The sequence below is a fragment of the Blattabacterium cuenoti genome (assembly GCF_014251235.1).
GTDB lineage: Bacteria > Bacteroidota > Bacteroidia > Flavobacteriales > Blattabacteriaceae > Blattabacterium > Blattabacterium cuenoti_AF.
In genome coordinates, this window is record NZ_CP059181.1 from 131189 (window position 1) to 149429 (window position 18241).

Here is an 18241-nt window from a genome sequence, read left to right on the forward strand (position 1 = left end):
TCATGATCTGTTAATTATCTATTTCTCTAGATAAAAGGAACAAGGGTTGATCATAATCGACTGGAGTAGAATCCTCTACAAACACTTTAACAAGTTTTCCACAAACCTCAGATTCTATATCATTGAAAAGTTTCATTGCTTCTATTACACAAATTTTTGTACCTATATTTATTTGATCTCCAACCTTAACAAATGGATCCTTTTCTGGATTAGGTTTACGGTAAAAAGTACCAATCATAGGAGATCTTATAGTGATGAATTGATTATTTTGATCATTCTTTTCCAATTTTGATTGATAAACCTTATCAGTAAGATCCGAAATAGGTGTATCTACTTTTCTTTTTTTAGATAAAACTGAATTCAATAATTCATTATTATTTTTAATATGAATTTTAGTATCTCCTATTTTAATGATTATTTCACGAATATCAGATTTAGAAATTAATTGAATTAATGATTTAATTTCTTTAAAATCCATAAAAATTCATTTATGGGTTATTTTTCTCCAATACTATTTTACCTCTATAATAAAGTCTTCCTTCGTGCCAGTGAGCATGATGATATAAATGTTTTTTATTTGTTAAAGAGCATTTAACTAATAAGGGGGCCTTTATTTTCAAATGAGTTCTTCTTTTATTTTTTCTTGATTTAGATTGTCTTCTTTTAGGATGTGCCATGATAATCTTTTATTTATCACTAATTTAAATTATTAAATGTTATATAATAAAAATAATTTTTTTTATCTTTAATTTATTAGAATTAAAATTTTTTTTGATCATTGTTTATGTATCATAACCAATTAACTAAACGTAATGAAGATTATTCAAAGTGGTATAATGAGATTATCATGAGATCCGGTTTAGCTGAACATTCAGGAGTTCGTGGTTTTATGATTATAAAACCATATGGTTTCTCTATATGGGAAAAAATCAAAAAAATATTAGATAAAATGTTCAAAAAAACGGGACATGAAAATGTTTATTTTCCTTTGCTTATTCCAAAATCTTCTTTTTCAAAACAAAAAGAACATATCTCTAATTTTTCTAAAGGTTGCGCAGTAGTAACCCATTATAAATTGAAAAAAGATAAATATAAAAAAGAATTATCGGTAGACCCAACATCTAAACTCCAAGAAGAATTAATAATTAGACCTACTTCAGAAAGTATCATATGGAAAACATACAAAAAATGGATTCATTCGTACAGAGATCTTCCCCTACTTTTCAATCAATGGGGAAACGCTATTAGATGGGAAATGAGAACCCGTTTGTTTTTAAGAACATCTGAATTTTTATGGCAAGAAGGTCACACAGCTCATTCTAATAAAAAAGAAGCAATAGAAGAAACTAAAAAAATATTAGATATTTATACGAAATTTTCTGAAAAATTCATGGCTATTCCAGTCATACAAGGCATAAAACCTTATATGGATAAATTTTCTGGATCTGAAAAAACATTTTGTATTGAAGCTCTAATGCAAGACGGAAAATCTTTACAAATTGGTACTTCACATTTTCTTGGACAAAATTTTTCGAAAGCTTTTGATGTAAAATTTACAAATGAAAAAGGAATAGAGGAATACGTATGGTCTACATCTTGGGGGGTTTCTACTAGATTGATAGGAGGATTGATAATGCTACATTCAGATGATAACGGTTTAATTATACCTCCAATGATATCCCCTATACAGATAGTTATTATACCAATTTATAAAACAAAACAAGAATTAAATCATATCCATGAAATAGCTGAAAATATTAAAAAAAACCTGGAAAATAAAAAAATAAGTGTTAAATACGATAAAAGAGAAATTTTTACTCCTGGATGGAAATTTCATGAATATGAAATGAAAGGAATTCCCATTAGGATTAGCATAGGACCGAATGAAATGAAAAAAAATAAGGTAGAGATATTCAGAAGAGATACTTCTGAAAAAGTATGGATTTCTTATAATGAAATAATTCCTTTTTCAAAAAATCTTCTTGAAAAAATACAAAAAAATATCTATCAAAAAGCTTTAAATAGAACAAAAAAATTAACGATTATATCCGATTGTTATGATGATTTTAAGAAAATTATAAAAGAAAAAGGGGGTTTTATTCTAGCTCATTGGGATGGAACACATCATACGGTAAAAAAAATACAGGAAGAAACAGATGCTACAATACGTTGTATACCGATTGATCATAAAAAAGAAATTGGAAAATGTATTTATTCTGGAAATCCATCTTTTCGAAGAGTTATTTTCGCTAAATCTTATTAAAATTTTTTAATTTTCCTTTAAAATCATTGACAGAAGAGTATTTTTTTTTCTTTAATAAATTAAAAAACTCTTGATTTAGTCTATCAAAAACGGATATTCCTTCATTCATGAATTTTGTTCCAACTTGAACAGCGGAAGCTCCACACAAAATATGTTCAAATACATCTTTACCAGAAGAAATCCCTCCACATCCTATTATAGGAATATCTTTACGCAAGTAAGTATAAAATTTACGAATATTAGCAAGTGAAAAAGGCTTAATCATTTTTCCTCCTATCCCTCCAAAACCTTGGTTGGGTTTAATCACAACAGTTTCTTTATGAATATCGATGACTATTCCATTCGGTAAACTGTTAATACAAGTAACAAAAAAAAGAGGATATTTATTTAGTATACTAGCCATCTTTCTAAAATGAGAATCTTCAAAAAAAGGAGGTAATTTAATTCCTAAAGGTTTTTTATATATATGAAATATCTTATCTAGATAATCAGAAATTTTATGAAAATCGTAACAAAGTATATTTTCTCCAATATTTGGACAAGATAAATTTAATTCAATAGCACTTAATTTTGAAGAAAAACTAGATTTTTGGAGAATAAGATAATTTTCTTCTAAAGAAAGTCCTGATATAGACAAAAATAAAGGTTTGTCTGTATTTGATTTTTCCAAAAAATTTAAATAAAAATCTATTCCAAGATTAGGTAATCCCATAGAGTTAATACTTCCTGTTTTCCATTCAAAATATCGTGGCTCTAAATTTCCTACTCTCGATTTTATCGTACAACTTTTTGTTACAATACCACCAGAAGAACTTTTCATAAGATTTTTTAATTCACTTTTTGTCTGACATAGAACTCCTGAAGCGTTCATAATACAAGAAGATAGTTGTATTCCTTTAATATTAGAAGATATATCTATTTCTTTCATACATAAAAAAAAAGAATAAATAGAATAGAAAATATTCTAACAATATACGAAATATAACAGGATAAAATTTTTAACTTTACTGAAAAAGGTTTTATTCTATGGAAAATAAAGAACAATTTTTTTTTCAGATTTATCATCTTGGAATTATCAAGTTTGGTCATTTTACACTAAAGAGTGGAATAAAATCTCCAATATATATAGATTTTCGTCCAATAGCTTCTAGACCTGATTTATTAATTAAACTTTCTGATTTACTTCTTCGTGAAATACCTTCTCATACGTTCGAACTTATTTGTGGGGTCCCTTATGCTGCTTTACCTATTGCTACCGCATTATCTTTAAGGTCAAATATTCCTTTAATTATTAAAAGAAAAGAAAATAAAGGATATGGAACAAAACGAATGATAGAAGGAATTTATCAAAAAGGACAAAATTGTCTTCTTATAGAAGATGTCATAACAAGTGGAGATAGTTTATTAAATACCGTAATAGATCTTGAAAAAGAAGGTTTGGTTATTGAAAATATTTTATCTATTCTAGATCGAGAACAAGGTGGAATAGAAAACATCAAAAAAAGAGGTTTTCATATAAAAACTCTATTTCGTATAGGAGAAGTTTTAAATTTGTTAGAAAAAAAAAATCTTTTAAAAAAAAAAGAAATACATATTACTCAATTTTTCTTCAAAAAAAAAAATATAAAATTTCTTCAAAAGGAACGAATTTCTTATGAAGAAAAAAAAGAAAAAATATCTAATCCTATAGGAAAAAAACTTTTGGATATAACTTTAAAAAAAAAAACAAACTTAATAGTTTCAGCAGATTTAATTTACTCAGATAAAATTTTAGAATTGGTGAATTTAATAGGAGATTTAATTTGTGTATTAAAATTACATGTAGATATTATTAGTGATTTTTCTTTTTCATTCATTAAATCTCTTAAAAAAATTTCTATAGAAAAAAAGTTTTTATTGTTTGAAGATAGAAAATTATGTGATGTTGGACCTACTAATTATCTACAATTACATCATGGAATACATAAAATTTTTTCTTGGGCAGATTTATTAACAGTTCATGTACTTGCAGGAAGCGATAGTATAAAAAATTTATACACTTCTAATAATATGGGATTGATTACTGTTTCCGAAATGTCTTCTTTTGGAAGATTGTCTGATGATAGCTATATTAGAAAAGCTTTAAATATTTCTTTAAATAATCCAAAAGTTATTGGAACTGTAGCACAAAGAAAAGTAGATAACAGATTATTGTTGTTTACACCTGGAGTTCACTTTTCTCAATCAAAAAATCATTGTAGTAATGGAAATATATATATCCATCCTAATCAAGCTTTTAAAAAAAATAAAAGTGATTTTATTATTGTAGGAAAAGCAATTTATCAATCAAAAAATCCAAAGAAAATTGCAGAAAAATATAGAGAAGTAGGATGGAAGGCTTATAAAAATTCACTAGAGAAAAAGTTTTTTTAAAAAAAATTAATGATACTGATTATATTTTTGTTTAATTTGTGGTATCTAGTATTCTAGATAGATATTGGAATAATAGTAAAAATTAAAAAAAAACTACAGAAACTTAAAAGTTTTTTGAATACATTTTGTATATGGAATGGTTAAATTCGTTGATAAGTTGTTTTATGATTCTTTTTAGCATTATAGATATCCTAGGGAATGCTCCTATCATTATGGGTTTTAAATCTAGAGGAAATATTATAGAAACAAAGAAAGTTACAGTGACTTCTCTTATTATATTTTTGTCTTTTTTGTTTTTGGGACAACCTATTCTAAAAATTATTGGTGTAGATGTGAATTCTTTTTCTGTGGCAGGATCTATCGTATTGTTTTTAATTGGATTAGAAATGATTTTAGGAATAGATATTCATCAAGTAAGCAAAGATGCTCAAACTTCTATTGTTCCAATTGCTTTTCCACTTATAGCAGGTCCGGGTTCTTTAACTACTTTAATTTCCTTAAAAACTACTTATGACGTAAATATTATTATCATTTCACTCATTCTAAATATGATAGTTGTTTATTTTGTTATAGATAAATGTGATTTTATAGCCAATAAAATTGGTAAAAATGGTTTAGATATCCTAAAAAAAATATTTGGAATTGTTTTACTTTCTTTTGCAGTCAAGATTTTTGGGGCTAATGCTCCTCAATTATTTCAAAACAGTAAAGATTTTTGGAGCTAATTAGGAAAGATTTTTTGAATTTTAAATTCAATTAAAAAGAAAAATTTTTACTTTTTTTTTTCCCTATTTTACAAAATATATTCTTAACAATCGAATTAATATTTTTGAACTTTGGTAGAAAAGGACTTTGATAAATAAATACGATATGATAATAAAATTTATATTTTTTTAACAGATCTTTATTTAGAAAGAAAGAAGCTTTTAACAAACGTTTTATTCTATTTCTATCTACTGCTTTTTTAAATTTTTTTTTTATTAAAATACCAATAAAATTCGTCCATTTTTTATCTTTTTTTTCATTTGGATACAAAAAGAAAAAAATGGATATAGGAAAAAAGACAAACAACTTACCATTTTTAATGGTATTAAAAATAATATTACTTTTTTTTGATGGAAATCCCATTTTATAAATTTTATTTTTTCATAAATTCTTCTAATTTAGAAACCATACCTATGGGGCCACAAATAAATGGAGTTCTTTGATGTAATTTATAAGGTTTTATATCTAAAATTCTTTTTTTTCCATCAGAAGCCTTTCCTCCCGCTTGTTCTGTTAAAAAAGCTATAGGATTACATTCATAAAGTAACCTCAATTTTCCTTCTGGAGAAAGAGCCGTTTTAGGATAAATATAAATACCTCCTTGAATTACATTTCTATGAAAGTCTCCTACTAGAGAACCAATATATCGTGCTGTATAAGGACGGTCTCCTTTTTCTTCTTGGCAATAATTTATAAATTTTTTTATTCCTTCTGGAAATCTTGCATAATTTCCATCATTTATAGAATACATTTTTTCTATGTTTGGAAATTGAATATTAGGATGAGATAAATAAAATGTACCAACAGAAGGATCCAAAGTAAAACCATGAACTCCATTACCTGTAGTATAAACCAATATAGTAGACGATCCATAAATAATATATCCAGCAATAATTTGTTTATTTCCCATTTGTAAAAAATCTTCTAATCCTAAACTTAAATTATTAGAACTTTTTCTGATATAAACAGAAAAAATAGATCCAATAGAGACATTTACATCTATATTAGAAGATCCATCTAATGGATCTATTAAAACAATATATTGATTTAGAATAGCTTTTTTTTGATCTCCTTTGATAACTATAAAATCTTTGCTTTCTTCCGATGCTATTCCACAAACAACATTTCTACTTTTAAATGATTCAATAAAAACCCTATGTGCAAAATCATCTAATTTTTGTTGATTTTCTCCTTGTATATTAGTAATTCCAGAACTTCCGATTTTTTCAGTTAATCCAGCTTTATTTACCTCTTTATTTATTGCTTTAGCTGCCAGTTTTATGGAGCTAAACAAACGTAATAATGCTTCTGTAGAAAAAGAAAAATTATCTCTATTTTCTATAATAAATTCTCCTAAAGTGTACATAATTAGGAAATAGTGTCAATAAAAATTTTTTATAAAATCTTGTAAACAAAAATAAAGAATAAATAATTCAATAATTAGAAAAAATTAATATGATTCTATGAAATAGATTTTGATTTTTAGGAAAAAAGTTATAAATTTTTTCAAAAAAGTTAGAATTTTTATCCATTCTTTACAAAGAATTCATGAGAATTATTCAATTATCATTTATATTACTATGGCGTATATGGTTTTTTCTGATTAATTTATTCTTAGTTCCATTATTGGCAGGTGCTTCTATTCCATTTCTTTTTAAAGATAAATATTATCATATTGCTTATTGGTTTCATAGAACATGGGCTAAAAGTAATCTTTTTCTCATGGGGTTTTGGTATGTGTTAGAAAAAGATAAAGAAAAATTAGATAAAAATAAACAATATATAATTATTAGTAATCATAGTTCTATTATGGATATCATGTTGATATATTCTTTAATGAGAAAAAACCCTTTAGTATTTGTTGGAAAAGCGGAGTTAGCTAAACTTCCTTTTTTTGGCTTTGTTTATAAAAAAAGCAACATTCTTATAAATAGAGATAATTTATCTAGTTGTATACGAGTATTCAAACAAATACAAAAAGAAGTAGATTCAGGAAAAAGTGTATGTATCTTTCCAGAAGGAGGAGTACCTAAACCTTCTATTTTTTTGGATGATTTTAAAAGCGGAGCATTTTCTATTGCTATTCTGAAAAAAATACCTATTGTTCCATTTACCATAGCAGATATAAAAACGAAATTTCCTAGTTTTTTTATTCTAAAAGGAAGACCAGGAAAAATACGAATTAAGCAACATCACTCTATTTCAACAAATAATTTATCCTTAAGAGATAAGAATTTTTTGAAAAAAAAATGTTTCAATTTAATTAAATTTCAATTAGAAAAATTTGAACGTGAAAAAATAAAGAATTAAGATATTATTTTGAGAAAACAAATTCATATTTATACAGATGGTTCTTCAAAAGGAAATCCAGGTCCTGGAGGGTATGCTATTTTTATAGAAATAGTAGGGACTACTTATAGAAGAATACTTTCCGAAGGTTTTCGATTTACGACAAATAATCGGATGGAACTATTATCTGTTATTGTTGGATTAGAAATCATTGCAAAAAAGAAACAAAATATTGTTGTATTTACTGATTCTAAATACGTGGTAAATACCATTCAAAAAGATTGGATTACAAAATGGAAAAGAAATAATTTTCACAGAATAAAAAACGTAGATTTATGGATTCGTTTTTTAAATATCTTTCATCAGCATTTTATTTTATTCCAATGGATAAAAGGTCATCACATGAATTATATTAATGACTATTGTGATAGATTATCAGTAAAAGCCTCTAAAAAAAAACATTTAAAAATAGATTCTATTTATGAAAAAAATAATCAGGTATAATAATATTTTCTTTGTCTAATTATTTCATATATAATTATAGACATAGCATTGCTAACATTAAGAGAATCTACATTTCCAAACATAGGAATAGTTATTATTTCATGAGCTATATGAAACCATATAGGAGATACCCCTTTATCTTCTGATCCTAAAACTATCGCTAAATGTGTAGGAAATTTAGTTTTATATAATAAAACGGATTTTTCCTTATGAAGATCTGTTCCTGTAACTATAATTTTTATATCATTTTCTTGTAACCAAGAAATAATGGATTTTTTTTGATCAAAAATAATTTTAGTGTTGAAAACACTTCCTAAACTACATCTAATTACATTAGGATTAAAAATATATGTTCTAATGTTACATAACATTACAAAATGAATACCTGTTGCATTAGCTGTCCTTAATATTCCACCCAAATTTCCAGGTTTTTCTATTCCATCTAATATTAAAATAAGAGAATTTTTAGGTTTTTTTATATTTTTTAATTTTTCAAAAAAAGAATCATTTCGTTTAAATAATGTTATAATTCCTCCTGTTTTTTCCCTATACGCTATTCTTTTAAAATCTTTTTGACTTATATAAAAAATAAGATGATGAAAAAATTCGATAAAATTATACTTCTGAAATATTTTTTTACATAGAAAAATTTTTATAGGAGAAAACCCCCCTTTTATAGCCATTTCAAATTCTTTGAATCCTTCTACAAAAAAAATTTTTCTATTATTTTTTTTATAAATTTTTATTAAATTCCTAATTTTCAGATTATGTATTATGTTATTCATGTCCATGAATGAATATATTTTATTATGAATTATGATAAAAATTATATGAATTTAGCCATTAAATGGTCAAAATTATCTTTTTGTAAGAAAAAAAAAGTAGGCGCTATTATAGTCAAAAATAATAAAATCCTATCAAATGGATATAATGGGACTCCAAATGGTTTTGATAATATATGTGAAGATAAAAATGGAAAAACAAAATGGTATGTTATCCATGCAGAAGCTAAGGCAATTTTAAAAATTGCTGCATCTTCACAATCTTGTGAGGGGGCTTTTTTATACATAACAAATGTACCATGTAAAGAATGTAGTAAATTAATTTTTTTATCAAAAATTAAGAGAGTTGTATATTTACAAAATAAGAAAGATTCAATTCAAAAAGAAGGATTGATCTTTTTAAAAAGATTCAAAATAATCGTAGAAGAATTTTCTGGTTTATAACAAACAACCCAGATGGCGGAATTGGTATACGCGTTGGACTCAAAATCCAATGATTTTATTACATCATGCGGGTTCGAATCCCGCTCTGGGTATTAAAAAAATTAAAATAAAAAATATCTTTGAGAAAGAGGTAAATTTACAGATGGGTTAGATGTTATTTTTTTTCCATTTATATAAACGTTATAAGTTTTTGGATCTACTTCTAAATTCGGAATTTCATTATTTAATATCATATCATTTTTAGATAAAGAACGACATCCTTTTACTATTTTTATTTTCTTTTTTATTTCATTTTCTTCTATAAATCCGTTGTTGATAGCATGAAATGAAATAAAAATACTACTCAATTTTGGTTCGAAATAACCGAACATTTTCCGATACATAAATGGTTGAGGAGTAGGTATAGTAGCATTTGGATCTCCCATACTTGCATAAACTATCATTCCACTTTTTAAAACTAATTCAGGTTTTACACCAAAGAAAGAGGGTTTCCATAAAACTATATCAGCCATTTTTCCACAAGATATAGATCCAACATATTCGGATATACCATGAGTAATAGAAGGATTGATTGTATATTTAGATATATATCTTTTCACTCTAAAATTATCATTTTTATGATACATATCTTCTTTTGACAAAAAACCTCTTTCTTTTTTCATTTTATCAGCTGTTTGCCATGTCCTTTTAACTATTTCACCTATTCTACCCATAGCTTGAGAATCTGAACTAGTCATGCTAATAGCTCCTATATCATGTAAAAAACCTTCTGCACTAATTGTTTCAGATCTAATTCTTGATTTAGCAAAAGCAATATCTTCTGGAATATTTGAATCAAGATGATGACATATCATTAACATATCTAAATGTTCATCAATTGTATTACAAGTATAAGGCATAGTAGGACTTGTAGATGATGGTAAAATATTTGGATGAGATATGACTTTTAATAAATCTGGAGAATGACCTCCTCCTGCTCCTTCTGTATGATAAGTATGAATAGTTCTATTTTTAAAAGCCTCTAAAGTATCTTCTACATAACCAGATTCATTCAAGGAATCCGTATGTATATTTACTTGTATATCAAGTTTTTCTGATACATTTAAACATTGATCTATCACATATGGTGTACTCCCCCAATCCTCATGAATTTTTAAACCACCTGCACCAGCATAAATTTGTTCTATTAAAGCTTCAGGACGTGAACTATTCCCACTAGCAAGAAAAAGGAAATTTATGGGAATATGATCTGTACTTTTTAACATTCTTTGAATGTTCCAAACTCCAGAAGTACAATTAGTAGCTATGCTTCCTGTAGCAGGACCAGATCCCCCACCTATAATAGTTGTCGTTCCATTTTCTAGAGCAACATCAAATAATTGAGGACAGATATAATGAACATGACTATCAACACTACCAGCTGTCACAATCATATTTTCTGAAGAAATTACCTCTGTTCCAGATCCTATATACATATTCTTACTAACTCCATCCATAAAGTATGGATTACCAGCTTTTCCTATACCAACAATAACTCCATTTTTTATTCCAATATCTCCTTTAATAATCCCCCAATAATCAATAATAATGGCATTAGTTAAAACTAAATCTAAAATTCCCTCTTCTCTAGTAGCAAAAGGATGTTGCCCCATTCCATCTCTAATTACCTTTCCTCCTCCAAAAACACATTCATCTCCATAAATTGTATAATCTTTTTCTATTTCAATCCACAGAGATGTATCTCCTAAACGAATCTTATCTCCTTTAGTAGGACCATACATTCTTGCATAAGATTCTCTATCTAATTTTTTCATATTTTTTCGTTTTCTTTTCCAGAAAAACCATAAATTTTCTGACTACCTCCTATTTGAACTAAACCAACTTTTTTTATTTCTCCTGGTTCAAACCGAATAGACATTCCTGCAGGAATGTCTAATCGGTATCCCTTAGTTCCAGTTCTATCAAAGTGAAGTGAAGCGTTTGTTTCATAAAAATGAAAATGAGATCCTATTTGGATAGGGCGATTGCCTATATTAGAAACCATTCTTTCTATACGAGGTCTTCCATGTAATAAAACAATATCTTCTTTAAGAAGATTATATTGTCCTGGAATCATATTTGAATTTTTTTTATATTTTTTAATAGGATTATGTATGGTTACTAATTTAGTTCCATCAGGAAAAGTGGCTTCAATTTGAACATTATGAAGCATTTCATGCACTCCATCCATAACTTGGTCATAGTGTAGAATATTTCTTGCTTCAAGCATAAGTTCTTTGACTTTTTTTCCATCTCTTGCTCCTTCCATCACATAATGAGTAATTATTGCTACAGATTCAGGATAATTTAGTTTCAATCCTCTTTTTAAACGTTTTTTTGCTAATTCTCCAGCCATGTAAAGAAGAATTTTTTCCTTTTCATAAGAAGTTAAATGCATATGATTTTTTTTTAGTAAAGTAAAAAAACAACTAGTTTTTATCCAATTTATAGAAATAAATTAACATCATAATATATTTTATATAACGTTCCTAAAATATAAAAAAATTATATTTTTTCGTTAACCTTGAAACAAAAAAACACTTCTCTGTAAATTATTATTATTTTTGTTGTCATCTTAATTGAACATAGGGAGATTGTTTTATTAAAATTAAATTAATAAAAAAAAATGCAAGTTTTAAAATTTGGTGGAAGTTCTGTTGCTCATTCTGATTCTATAAAAAGTATTTGTTCTCTATTGGAGAAAAAACCGAAAGGAAGATATGCTATTGTTGTTTCTGCTTTAGGAAAAATAACCGATCAGTTAATAAAATGTGGAAAATTAGCTTCTGAAAGAAAAAATCTTTATAAAGATATTCTAGAAAAAATAAAAATTCGTCATTTTAATATTATAAATAATTTATTTCCAATTACTTATCAAAGTAATTTAATTAGTTGGTTTAAAAAAAATATAAAGGAATTGGAGTGTTTATGTGATGGTATTTTTCAAGTAGAAGAACTTTCAAAACGTTCTTTAGATAAAATTATGAGTTTTGGAGAACTGAGTTCTTCTTTTCTCATTTCGGAAAAACTTAAACAGATTGGATTAAATGCTATTTGTAAAGATAGTAGAGAACTTATTATAACAGATTCTAAATTCGGATGTGCACAAGTAGATTTTATAACAAGTAATCACAATATTGTTCAATTTTTTATGAAAAAAACATCAGAATATGTTGTTTTACCCGGTTTTATAGGTTCTACGTTAGAAAATGAAACAACGACTCTTGGAAGAGGAGGTTCTGATTATACAGCTTCTATTTTAGCTTCTGCTATATCCGCTAGTTTACTTGAAATATGGACAGATGTAAGTGGAATGATGACTGCAAATCCAAAAATAGTGAATCATGCTTTTCCTATAAAAGAAATTTCTTATGAAGAAGCTATGGAATTATCTCACTTTGGAGCAAAAGTAATTTATCCTCCTACAATACAACCAGCTATGAAGAAAAATATTCCTATCAAAATAAAAAATACTTTTTCTCCTTTAGATCCAGGAACCTTAATTTATATGAGTAAAAGAACGAATATAAGTCAACCAGTTACCGGTATTTCTGGAATTAAAGATTTAGCTTTATTAACTCTTGAAGGAAGTGGAATGATTGGAATTCCTGGTTATTCTAAACGTTTATTTGAAGCTTTATCACGTGAAAAAATAAATGTTATTTTTATTACCCAAAGTTCATCAGAACATTCCATTACAACTGGAATTCATGAAATGGATGTTATCAAAGCTAAAATAGTGATAGATAGTGAATTTTTTAAAGAAATACACAAAAAAAGGATTGATCCCTTAAGAATTGAAAAAGATTTATGTATCATAGCCGTTGTAGGGGATAATATGAAAAATCTTCATGGAACAAGTGGAAAAATGTTTTCTTCCTTAGGAAGAAATAGTATTAATGTTAGAGCTATTGCACAAGGATCTACTGAGAAAAATATATCTGCTGTTATTAAGAAATCTGATTTTAAAAAAGCTTTAAATACTTTACATGAATCCTTTTTTGAAAGACCTCCAAAACAAATAAATCTTTTTATTTGTGGAGTAGGTAAAGTAGGAAGTAAATTACTTGAACAGATATATCAGCAAAGAAATTATTTGTTTAATGAACTTAAACTTCAAGTCAGAGTAATTGGATTAGCTAATAGTAAAAAAATGAACTTCGAAAATAGTGGTATTAATTTACTTCAATGGAAAAAAGATCTTCATAAAAATGGTTGTCAGATGAATATTTATTCTTTTATGGAAAGAGTATGGAATTTTAATTTAAGAAATAGTTTATTTGTAGATAATACAGCAAGTGAAGAAATGGCGATGACCTATGAAAAATTTTTACAAAATGGAATAGGAGTTATTACTTGTAACAAAATAGCTTGTTCTTCTGATTATGAACATTATAAAAAATTAAAAATACTGTCTAGACATTTTAAAGCTCCATTCTTATTTGAAACGAATGTAGGTGCAAGTCTTCCGGTCATTAGTACTCTTAATGATCTAATCAATAGCGGAGATAAAATTAATAAGATAGAAGCAGTATTATCTGGAAGTTTGAATTTTATTTTTAATCATTTTATAGGAAAAAAATCCTTTTTAGAAATTGTACAAGAAGCTCAAAATAAAGGGTTTACTGAACCAGACCCTCGTATTGATCTTAGTGGATTAGACGTCATGCGTAAAATACTTATTTTAGCAAGAGAATGTGGTTCTCCATTAGAAATAAGTGATATACGTCACAAATCTTTTCTTCCTGAAAGTTGTTCAACCGTTCTATCACTTAAAGATTTTTATCAAAAGTTACATCAATATAAAGATTATTTCTTTAACCTAAGAAAAAAAGCAGAAAAAGAAAAAAAACGTCTTAGATTTATTGCTCGTTATGAAAAAGGAATAGCTACTGTAGGATTAGAATCGGTAAAAAAAAGTCATCCTTTTTATCAACTAGAAGGTAAAGATAATATGGTTTTATATAATACCTACCGTTATCTTGAACAACCTTTGATTATAAAGGGAGCAGGAGCTGGAGCAGAAGTTACAGCTTCTGGAGTTTTTTCAGATATTATTAAGGCTACTAGGACGAAATAAGAATCATAAAAAAATGGATTAACAAAAAAACCAAAAACTGTTTCTAAATATATACTTTAAATTTAAACAGCTACATCTCCCTTAATATGTGGATATGGATTATAATTGATTAGTTGAAAATCTTCAAAAGAAAAGTTAAAAATGTTCTTAATTGAAGAATTTAAAAGTAGAATAGGTAATGGTCTAGGTTTTCTTTTTATTTGAATTTTAACTTGTCTAATATGATTTTTATATATATGAGCATCACCTATAACATGAATTAATTCTTTTGCTTTTAGATGGAGTATTTGAGAAATCATCATAAGCAATAAAGCATAAGAAGCGATATTAAAAGGTAATCCTATAAAAATATCTGCACTTCTTTGGTATAGTTGTAAAGATAAATTATTATCACAGATATAAAATTGAAAAAGTAAATGACAGGGGGGTAATCTCATTTCTTGAATCATTCCTACATTCCAAGAAGAAACAATTAAACGCCGTGAATGAGGATTCAATTTTATTTCTTTTATCAAATTAGTTATTTGATCTATAAATTCTCCATTATAAGTAGGCCATTTTCTCCATTGAAACCCATATATTGGACCAAGATCCCCTTTATCATTTGCCCAATTATTCCAAATATCTACTTTATTATTTTTTAAATATTGGACATTCGTATATCCTTTCAAAAACCATAATAATTCATAAATAATAGAACGTATGTTTAATTTTTTAGTGGTTAAAAGAGGATATCCATTTCTTAAATCAAATCTCATTTGATATCCAAACAAACTTTTAGTTCCTATTCCAGTACGGTCCATTTTATTTATTCCATTTTTTAATACATTTTTTAATAAATTTAAATATTGTTTCATATATTATTTAACTAAATTTTTTTCTTTTTTTAAAGAGTATTTTTGTATATATAAAAAAATATAATTATGAATCAAAAGGTTCTCTTCTTTTCTACAAGAAGTGGTTTAAGATTATCAAAAAATATAGCTTTTCATTATGGAAAAATTCTAGGAAAAATTCGTTTTTTGGAATTTAATGATGGAGAATATTCTCCATGTTTTGAACAATCTGTTCGTGGATCACGAGTATTTTTAATTGGATCTACTACTCCTCCAGTGGATAATTTAATGGAATTACTTTTAATGTGTGATGCTGCACGTAGAGCTTCCGCTCATAACATTACACTTGTAATTCCTTATTTTGGATGGGCAAGACAAGATCATAAGGATAAGCCTAGAACGCCTATAGCTGCTAAACTTATAGCAAATCTAATGGTAGCGTCTGGTGCTAATCGATTAATGACAATGGACTTACATGCAGATCAAATTCAGGGGTTTTTTGATATCCCTGTAGATCATTTATATGCTTCTAGAATTTTTATTGATTATATTAAAAAATTGAATATAGATCAACTAACTATTGCCTCCCCAGATATGGGAGGAGCAAAAAGAGCTAGAAGTTATGCTGGTTATTTAAGAACAGATGTTGTCATATGTTATAAAGAAAGGAAAAAGGCTAATGAGATAGAATTTATGAATTTAATAGGAAATGTTAAAAATAAAAATATAATACTTATAGATGATATGGTTGATACAGCAGGTACTTTAACAGAAGCGGCTTTTCTTATCAGTAAAAAGGGAGCAAAAAGTGTACGAGCTATAGCCACTCATGCAGTATTATCAGGAGACTCATATGAAAAAATAAAAAAATCACCTCTTGAAGAATTAGTGGTAACGGATACTATTTCCATAAAAAAAAGTAATGAAAAAATAAAAGTATTGTCTTGTTCTTCTCTTTTTGCAGAAGTAATGAAATCTATTCATAATGACGAATCTATTAGCAAAAAATTTATAATTTAATTATCATGAAATATGTCAATATAAACGGAAAAAAAAGAAATATAGGAAAAAAATATCTAAAATCAATTAGACTTTCAGGAAAAGTTCCTTGTATTTTATATGGAAAAAATATGAATATACCTTTTTCTGTTTCTTTAGAAAGTTTTAAAGAATTTATATATACAAATGAAGTATATTGGGTTATTCTTCAAATAGAAGGAGAGAAAGAAAGTATAAAAAGCATTAAAAAAGAAATACAATTTGATCCTATTAATGAAAAAATTATACATGCAGACTTTTTTGAAGTAAAAGAAAATAAATCTATTACGTTAGATATACCTATCAAAACTTATGGAAGACCTATTGGTGTTTCTAAAGGAGGTATATATTCTTCTCCAATTAGAAAACTAAAAATAAATGCACTTCCATCTTTTTTTCCTGAATACATAAAATTAAATATCCAATTTTTGGATATAGGAGATAAAATAACAGTAAAAGATTTACTTGGAGAAGTAAAGGATTATAAAATTTTACATCCTACTAATACTCTTCTGGCAAAAGTTAAAAACTCTCGTCTATCATCAACAACTTCTACTGAAATAACTGACAATGATACTCGTTCTTTAAAAGAAGAAAATAAAGAAGAAAAAAAAGAGACAAAAAAAAAATAAAAAATTTCTTAAAAAAAAAGAAATCATATGAATGATCGTTTTTTTATGAAAATAGCTATTGAAGAGGCTTTAATTGCTTTTCATAATGATGAAGTTCCTATAGGAGCAGCAATAACATATGGAAATAAAGTTATAGCTAGAGCTCATAATTTAACGGAGACTCTAAATAATATAACCGCACATGCAGAAATGTTAGTACTCAATTTAGCATCTGATTATATGGGTAAAAAATATATCCAAGAATGTACTTTATATGTGACTATGGAACCATGTGTTATGTGTGCTGGAGCCTTATTTTTTTCTCAAATAGGAAGAGTTGTATGTGGTACTCTTTCTTATAAAAGAGGTTTTTTATGTAAAGGAATTGGGTTACATCCAAAAACGAAATTTCTATCTGGAATCATGAAAAATCAATGTAAAAATCTTCTAAAAGAATTTTTTTCTTTTAAGAGAGTTTTTAAATTTTAAAGAAGAATTTTTTTCTTTTTTATAATATTCAGAATTATAGGTAAAGTTGTTATAGAAATAATAATTAAAATTATCCACTCCAAATGATTTTTCAATTCTGGAAATCTTTTATCTAAATAATGTCCAGACAACATTAGAGAAAATGTCCAAGCTAGGGCTCCTATTATATTATAAATCATAAATTTTTTAAAATCAACACGAATAGCTCCTGCTACTATGGGAGCAAAAGTTCTTAACATTGGAAGAAAACGACTCATGATTAATGCAGTCGTTTTATATTTTTGATAAAATAATTTTGCTATAATAAGATGTTTCTTTTTAAAGAAAAAAGAATCCTTTTTTTTATATAAAAGTTTTCCAGATTTATATCCTAACCAATATCCTTGTATATTTCCGAGTATAGCAACAGAAGCTACAATTAAAATAATAACTATCAGAGGGACATTATAAAAATTTTTGCATAAATCTTTACCAAAGATACCAGCAGTAAATAACAAAGAATCTCCTGGTAAAAAAAAACCAATAAAAAAACCAGTTTCTGCAAAAATAATAGCTAAAAGAATAAATAAAGCTGTATTTCCAAAATGTAAAAAAATCCATCTAGGATTGAATAAATGCTGAAAAAAATCCCAAAAATATGACATTTAAGAAAAATGATTTCTTTTTTTCTTAAAATAAAAGAAAAATCT

The 18241-nt window shown here is 26.4% G+C and carries 20 protein-coding genes and 1 tRNA gene; 11 read left to right on the plus strand and 10 right to left on the minus strand.

What is annotated here, in order from left to right; genetic code table 11:
- Window positions 1–10 precede the first annotated feature (10 nt).
- Both accB and rpmF read right to left on the minus strand, forming a co-directional pair.
- A complete protein-coding gene (accB, locus tag H0H78_RS00600; protein ID WP_185851092.1) occupies window positions 11–478 on the minus strand; it encodes an acetyl-CoA carboxylase biotin carboxyl carrier protein in 468 nt (155 codons plus the stop codon).
- A 10-nt stretch (window positions 479–488) separates the two neighbouring features.
- The gene (rpmF, locus tag H0H78_RS00605; protein ID WP_185851093.1) at window positions 489–677 is read right to left on the minus strand and encodes a 50S ribosomal protein L32; all 189 of its coding nucleotides are present in this window, start codon (window positions 675–677) and stop codon (window positions 489–491) included.
- A 107-nt stretch (window positions 678–784) separates the two neighbouring features.
- Between rpmF and proS the strand changes: the two genes are divergently transcribed.
- A complete protein-coding gene (gene proS, locus H0H78_RS00610; protein ID WP_185851094.1) occupies window positions 785–2263 on the plus strand; it encodes a proline--tRNA ligase in 1479 nt (492 codons plus the stop codon).
- Here proS and H0H78_RS00615 read toward each other — a convergent pair.
- Window positions 2250–3191 carry a dihydroorotate oxidase gene (locus H0H78_RS00615; protein WP_185851095.1) on the minus strand — a complete coding sequence of 314 codons (942 nt, stop codon included), beginning with the start codon at window positions 3189–3191 and terminating at the stop codon, window positions 2250–2252. The two genes, proS and H0H78_RS00615, sit on opposite strands and share 14 nt — an antisense overlap.
- 98 nt (window positions 3192–3289) lie before the next feature.
- Here H0H78_RS00615 and pyrF point away from each other — a divergent pair, with 98 nt between their 5' ends.
- Window positions 3290–4675 carry an orotidine-5'-phosphate decarboxylase gene (gene pyrF, locus H0H78_RS00620; protein ID WP_185851096.1) on the plus strand — a complete coding sequence of 462 codons (1386 nt, stop codon included), beginning with the start codon at window positions 3290–3292 and terminating at the stop codon, window positions 4673–4675.
- Window positions 4676–4806: 131 nt separating this feature from the next.
- Window positions 4807–5400 carry a MarC family protein gene (locus H0H78_RS00625; protein WP_185851097.1) on the plus strand — a complete coding sequence of 198 codons (594 nt, stop codon included), beginning with the start codon at window positions 4807–4809 and terminating at the stop codon, window positions 5398–5400.
- Window positions 5401–5431: 31 nt separating this feature from the next.
- On the opposite strand, the gene rnpA is transcribed toward H0H78_RS00625, so the two are convergent.
- Window positions 5432–5803, minus strand: coding sequence for a ribonuclease P protein component (rnpA, locus tag H0H78_RS00630; RefSeq protein ID WP_185851098.1), 372 nt, complete (start codon window positions 5801–5803; stop codon window positions 5432–5434).
- Window positions 5804–5813: 10 nt separating this feature from the next.
- Window positions 5814–6806 carry a class 1 fructose-bisphosphatase gene (fbp, locus tag H0H78_RS00635; protein WP_185851099.1) on the minus strand — a complete coding sequence of 331 codons (993 nt, stop codon included), beginning with the start codon at window positions 6804–6806 and terminating at the stop codon, window positions 5814–5816.
- Window positions 6807–6988: 182 nt separating this feature from the next.
- On the opposite strand from fbp, the gene H0H78_RS00640 reads away from it, so the two are divergent.
- Together H0H78_RS00640 and H0H78_RS00645 are read left to right on the plus strand one after the other, a co-directional pair.
- The gene (locus H0H78_RS00640; RefSeq protein ID WP_185851100.1) at window positions 6989–7750 is read left to right on the plus strand and encodes a lysophospholipid acyltransferase family protein; all 762 of its coding nucleotides are present in this window, start codon (window positions 6989–6991) and stop codon (window positions 7748–7750) included.
- A 9-nt stretch (window positions 7751–7759) separates the two neighbouring features.
- Window positions 7760–8233, plus strand: a complete 474-nt coding sequence (locus H0H78_RS00645; RefSeq protein WP_185851101.1) for a ribonuclease HI — start codon at window positions 7760–7762, stop codon at window positions 8231–8233.
- Here the strand turns inward: H0H78_RS00645 and H0H78_RS00650 are convergent.
- Complete coding sequence (locus tag H0H78_RS00650) at window positions 8224–9024, minus strand: RNA methyltransferase (protein ID WP_238783767.1); 801 nt, start codon at window positions 9022–9024, stop codon at window positions 8224–8226. The two genes, H0H78_RS00645 and H0H78_RS00650, sit on opposite strands and share 10 nt — an antisense overlap.
- A gap of 18 nt (window positions 9025–9042) precedes the next feature.
- Between H0H78_RS00650 and H0H78_RS00655 the strand changes: the two genes are divergently transcribed.
- Together H0H78_RS00655 and H0H78_RS00660 are read left to right on the plus strand one after the other, a co-directional pair.
- On the plus strand, window positions 9043–9459 hold the full coding sequence (locus H0H78_RS00655; RefSeq protein WP_185851102.1) for a deoxycytidylate deaminase: 417 nt from the start codon (window positions 9043–9045) through the stop codon (window positions 9457–9459).
- Window positions 9460–9465: 6 nt separating this feature from the next.
- A tRNA-Leu gene (locus H0H78_RS00660) sits at window positions 9466–9551 on the plus strand.
- Between the two features lie 9 nt (window positions 9552–9560).
- Here the strand turns inward: H0H78_RS00660 and ureC are convergent.
- Window positions 9561–11273, minus strand: coding sequence for an urease subunit alpha (gene ureC / locus H0H78_RS00665; RefSeq protein ID WP_202983660.1), 1713 nt, complete (start codon window positions 11271–11273; stop codon window positions 9561–9563).
- A complete protein-coding gene (gene ureA, locus H0H78_RS00670; RefSeq protein WP_185851103.1) occupies window positions 11270–11896 on the minus strand; it encodes an urease subunit gamma in 627 nt (208 codons plus the stop codon). The genes ureC and ureA overlap by 4 nt, the downstream gene beginning before the upstream one ends.
- Before the next feature lie 228 nt (window positions 11897–12124).
- On the opposite strand from ureA, the gene thrA reads away from it, so the two are divergent.
- Window positions 12125–14578 (plus strand): bifunctional aspartate kinase/homoserine dehydrogenase I, encoded by a 2454-nt coding sequence (gene thrA / locus H0H78_RS00675; RefSeq protein ID WP_185851104.1) that lies wholly within the window; start codon window positions 12125–12127, stop codon window positions 14576–14578.
- Window positions 14579–14640: 62 nt separating this feature from the next.
- Here the strand turns inward: thrA and H0H78_RS00680 are convergent, their stop codons facing one another.
- Window positions 14641–15435 carry a thymidylate synthase gene (locus H0H78_RS00680; RefSeq protein WP_185851105.1) on the minus strand — a complete coding sequence of 265 codons (795 nt, stop codon included), beginning with the start codon at window positions 15433–15435 and terminating at the stop codon, window positions 14641–14643.
- Window positions 15436–15501: 66 nt separating this feature from the next.
- Between H0H78_RS00680 and H0H78_RS00685 the strand changes: the two genes are divergently transcribed.
- Genes H0H78_RS00685 through H0H78_RS00695 form a run of 3 tightly spaced genes read left to right on the plus strand, consistent with a single transcriptional unit; the run spans window position 15502 to window position 17552 of the window.
- Complete coding sequence (locus tag H0H78_RS00685) at window positions 15502–16434, plus strand: ribose-phosphate diphosphokinase (RefSeq protein WP_185851106.1); 933 nt, start codon at window positions 15502–15504, stop codon at window positions 16432–16434.
- 5 nt (window positions 16435–16439) lie between these two features.
- Window positions 16440–17084, plus strand: coding sequence for a 50S ribosomal protein L25 (locus tag H0H78_RS00690; RefSeq protein ID WP_185851107.1), 645 nt, complete (start codon window positions 16440–16442; stop codon window positions 17082–17084).
- A gap of 45 nt (window positions 17085–17129) precedes the next feature.
- Window positions 17130–17552 (plus strand): nucleoside deaminase, encoded by a 423-nt coding sequence (locus H0H78_RS00695; protein ID WP_185851253.1) that lies wholly within the window; start codon window positions 17130–17132, stop codon window positions 17550–17552.
- On the opposite strand, the gene H0H78_RS00700 is transcribed toward H0H78_RS00695, so the two are convergent.
- Complete coding sequence (locus H0H78_RS00700) at window positions 17549–18196, minus strand: DedA family protein (protein ID WP_185851108.1); 648 nt, start codon at window positions 18194–18196, stop codon at window positions 17549–17551. The two genes, H0H78_RS00695 and H0H78_RS00700, sit on opposite strands and share 4 nt — an antisense overlap.
- Window positions 18197–18241: the final 45 nt, after the last annotated feature.

Bases quoted from the DNA above. Each gene is read 5' to 3' on its own strand.
- accB (WP_185851092.1), bottom strand. From the start codon at position 478: ATGGATTTTAAAGAAATTAAATCATTAATTCAATTAATTTCTAAATCT.
- rpmF (WP_185851093.1), bottom strand. From the start codon at position 677: ATGGCACATCCTAAAAGAAGACAATCTAAATCAAGAAAAAATAAAAGA.
- proS (WP_185851094.1), top strand. From the start codon at position 785: ATGTATCATAACCAATTAACTAAACGTAATGAAGATTATTCAAAGTGG.
- H0H78_RS00615 (WP_185851095.1), bottom strand. From the start codon at position 3,191: ATGAAAGAAATAGATATATCTTCTAATATTAAAGGAATACAACTATCT.
- pyrF (WP_185851096.1), top strand. From the start codon at position 3,290: ATGGAAAATAAAGAACAATTTTTTTTTCAGATTTATCATCTTGGAATT.
- H0H78_RS00625 (WP_185851097.1), top strand. From the start codon at position 4,807: ATGGAATGGTTAAATTCGTTGATAAGTTGTTTTATGATTCTTTTTAGC.
- rnpA (WP_185851098.1), bottom strand. From the start codon at position 5,803: ATGGGATTTCCATCAAAAAAAAGTAATATTATTTTTAATACCATTAAA.
- fbp (WP_185851099.1), bottom strand. From the start codon at position 6,806: ATGTACACTTTAGGAGAATTTATTATAGAAAATAGAGATAATTTTTCT.
- H0H78_RS00640 (WP_185851100.1), top strand. From the start codon at position 6,989: ATGAGAATTATTCAATTATCATTTATATTACTATGGCGTATATGGTTT.
- H0H78_RS00650 (WP_238783767.1), bottom strand. From the start codon at position 9,024: ATGGACATGAATAACATAATACATAATCTGAAAATTAGGAATTTAATA.
- H0H78_RS00655 (WP_185851102.1), top strand. From the start codon at position 9,043: ATGAATTATGATAAAAATTATATGAATTTAGCCATTAAATGGTCAAAA.
- ureC (WP_202983660.1), bottom strand. From the start codon at position 11,273: ATGAAAAAATTAGATAGAGAATCTTATGCAAGAATGTATGGTCCTACT.
- ureA (WP_185851103.1), bottom strand. From the start codon at position 11,896: ATGCATTTAACTTCTTATGAAAAGGAAAAAATTCTTCTTTACATGGCT.
- thrA (WP_185851104.1), top strand. From the start codon at position 12,125: ATGCAAGTTTTAAAATTTGGTGGAAGTTCTGTTGCTCATTCTGATTCT.
- H0H78_RS00680 (WP_185851105.1), bottom strand. From the start codon at position 15,435: ATGAAACAATATTTAAATTTATTAAAAAATGTATTAAAAAATGGAATA.
- H0H78_RS00685 (WP_185851106.1), top strand. From the start codon at position 15,502: ATGAATCAAAAGGTTCTCTTCTTTTCTACAAGAAGTGGTTTAAGATTA.
- H0H78_RS00690 (WP_185851107.1), top strand. From the start codon at position 16,440: ATGAAATATGTCAATATAAACGGAAAAAAAAGAAATATAGGAAAAAAA.
- H0H78_RS00695 (WP_185851253.1), top strand. From the start codon at position 17,130: ATGAAAATAGCTATTGAAGAGGCTTTAATTGCTTTTCATAATGATGAA.
- H0H78_RS00700 (WP_185851108.1), bottom strand. From the start codon at position 18,196: ATGTCATATTTTTGGGATTTTTTTCAGCATTTATTCAATCCTAGATGG.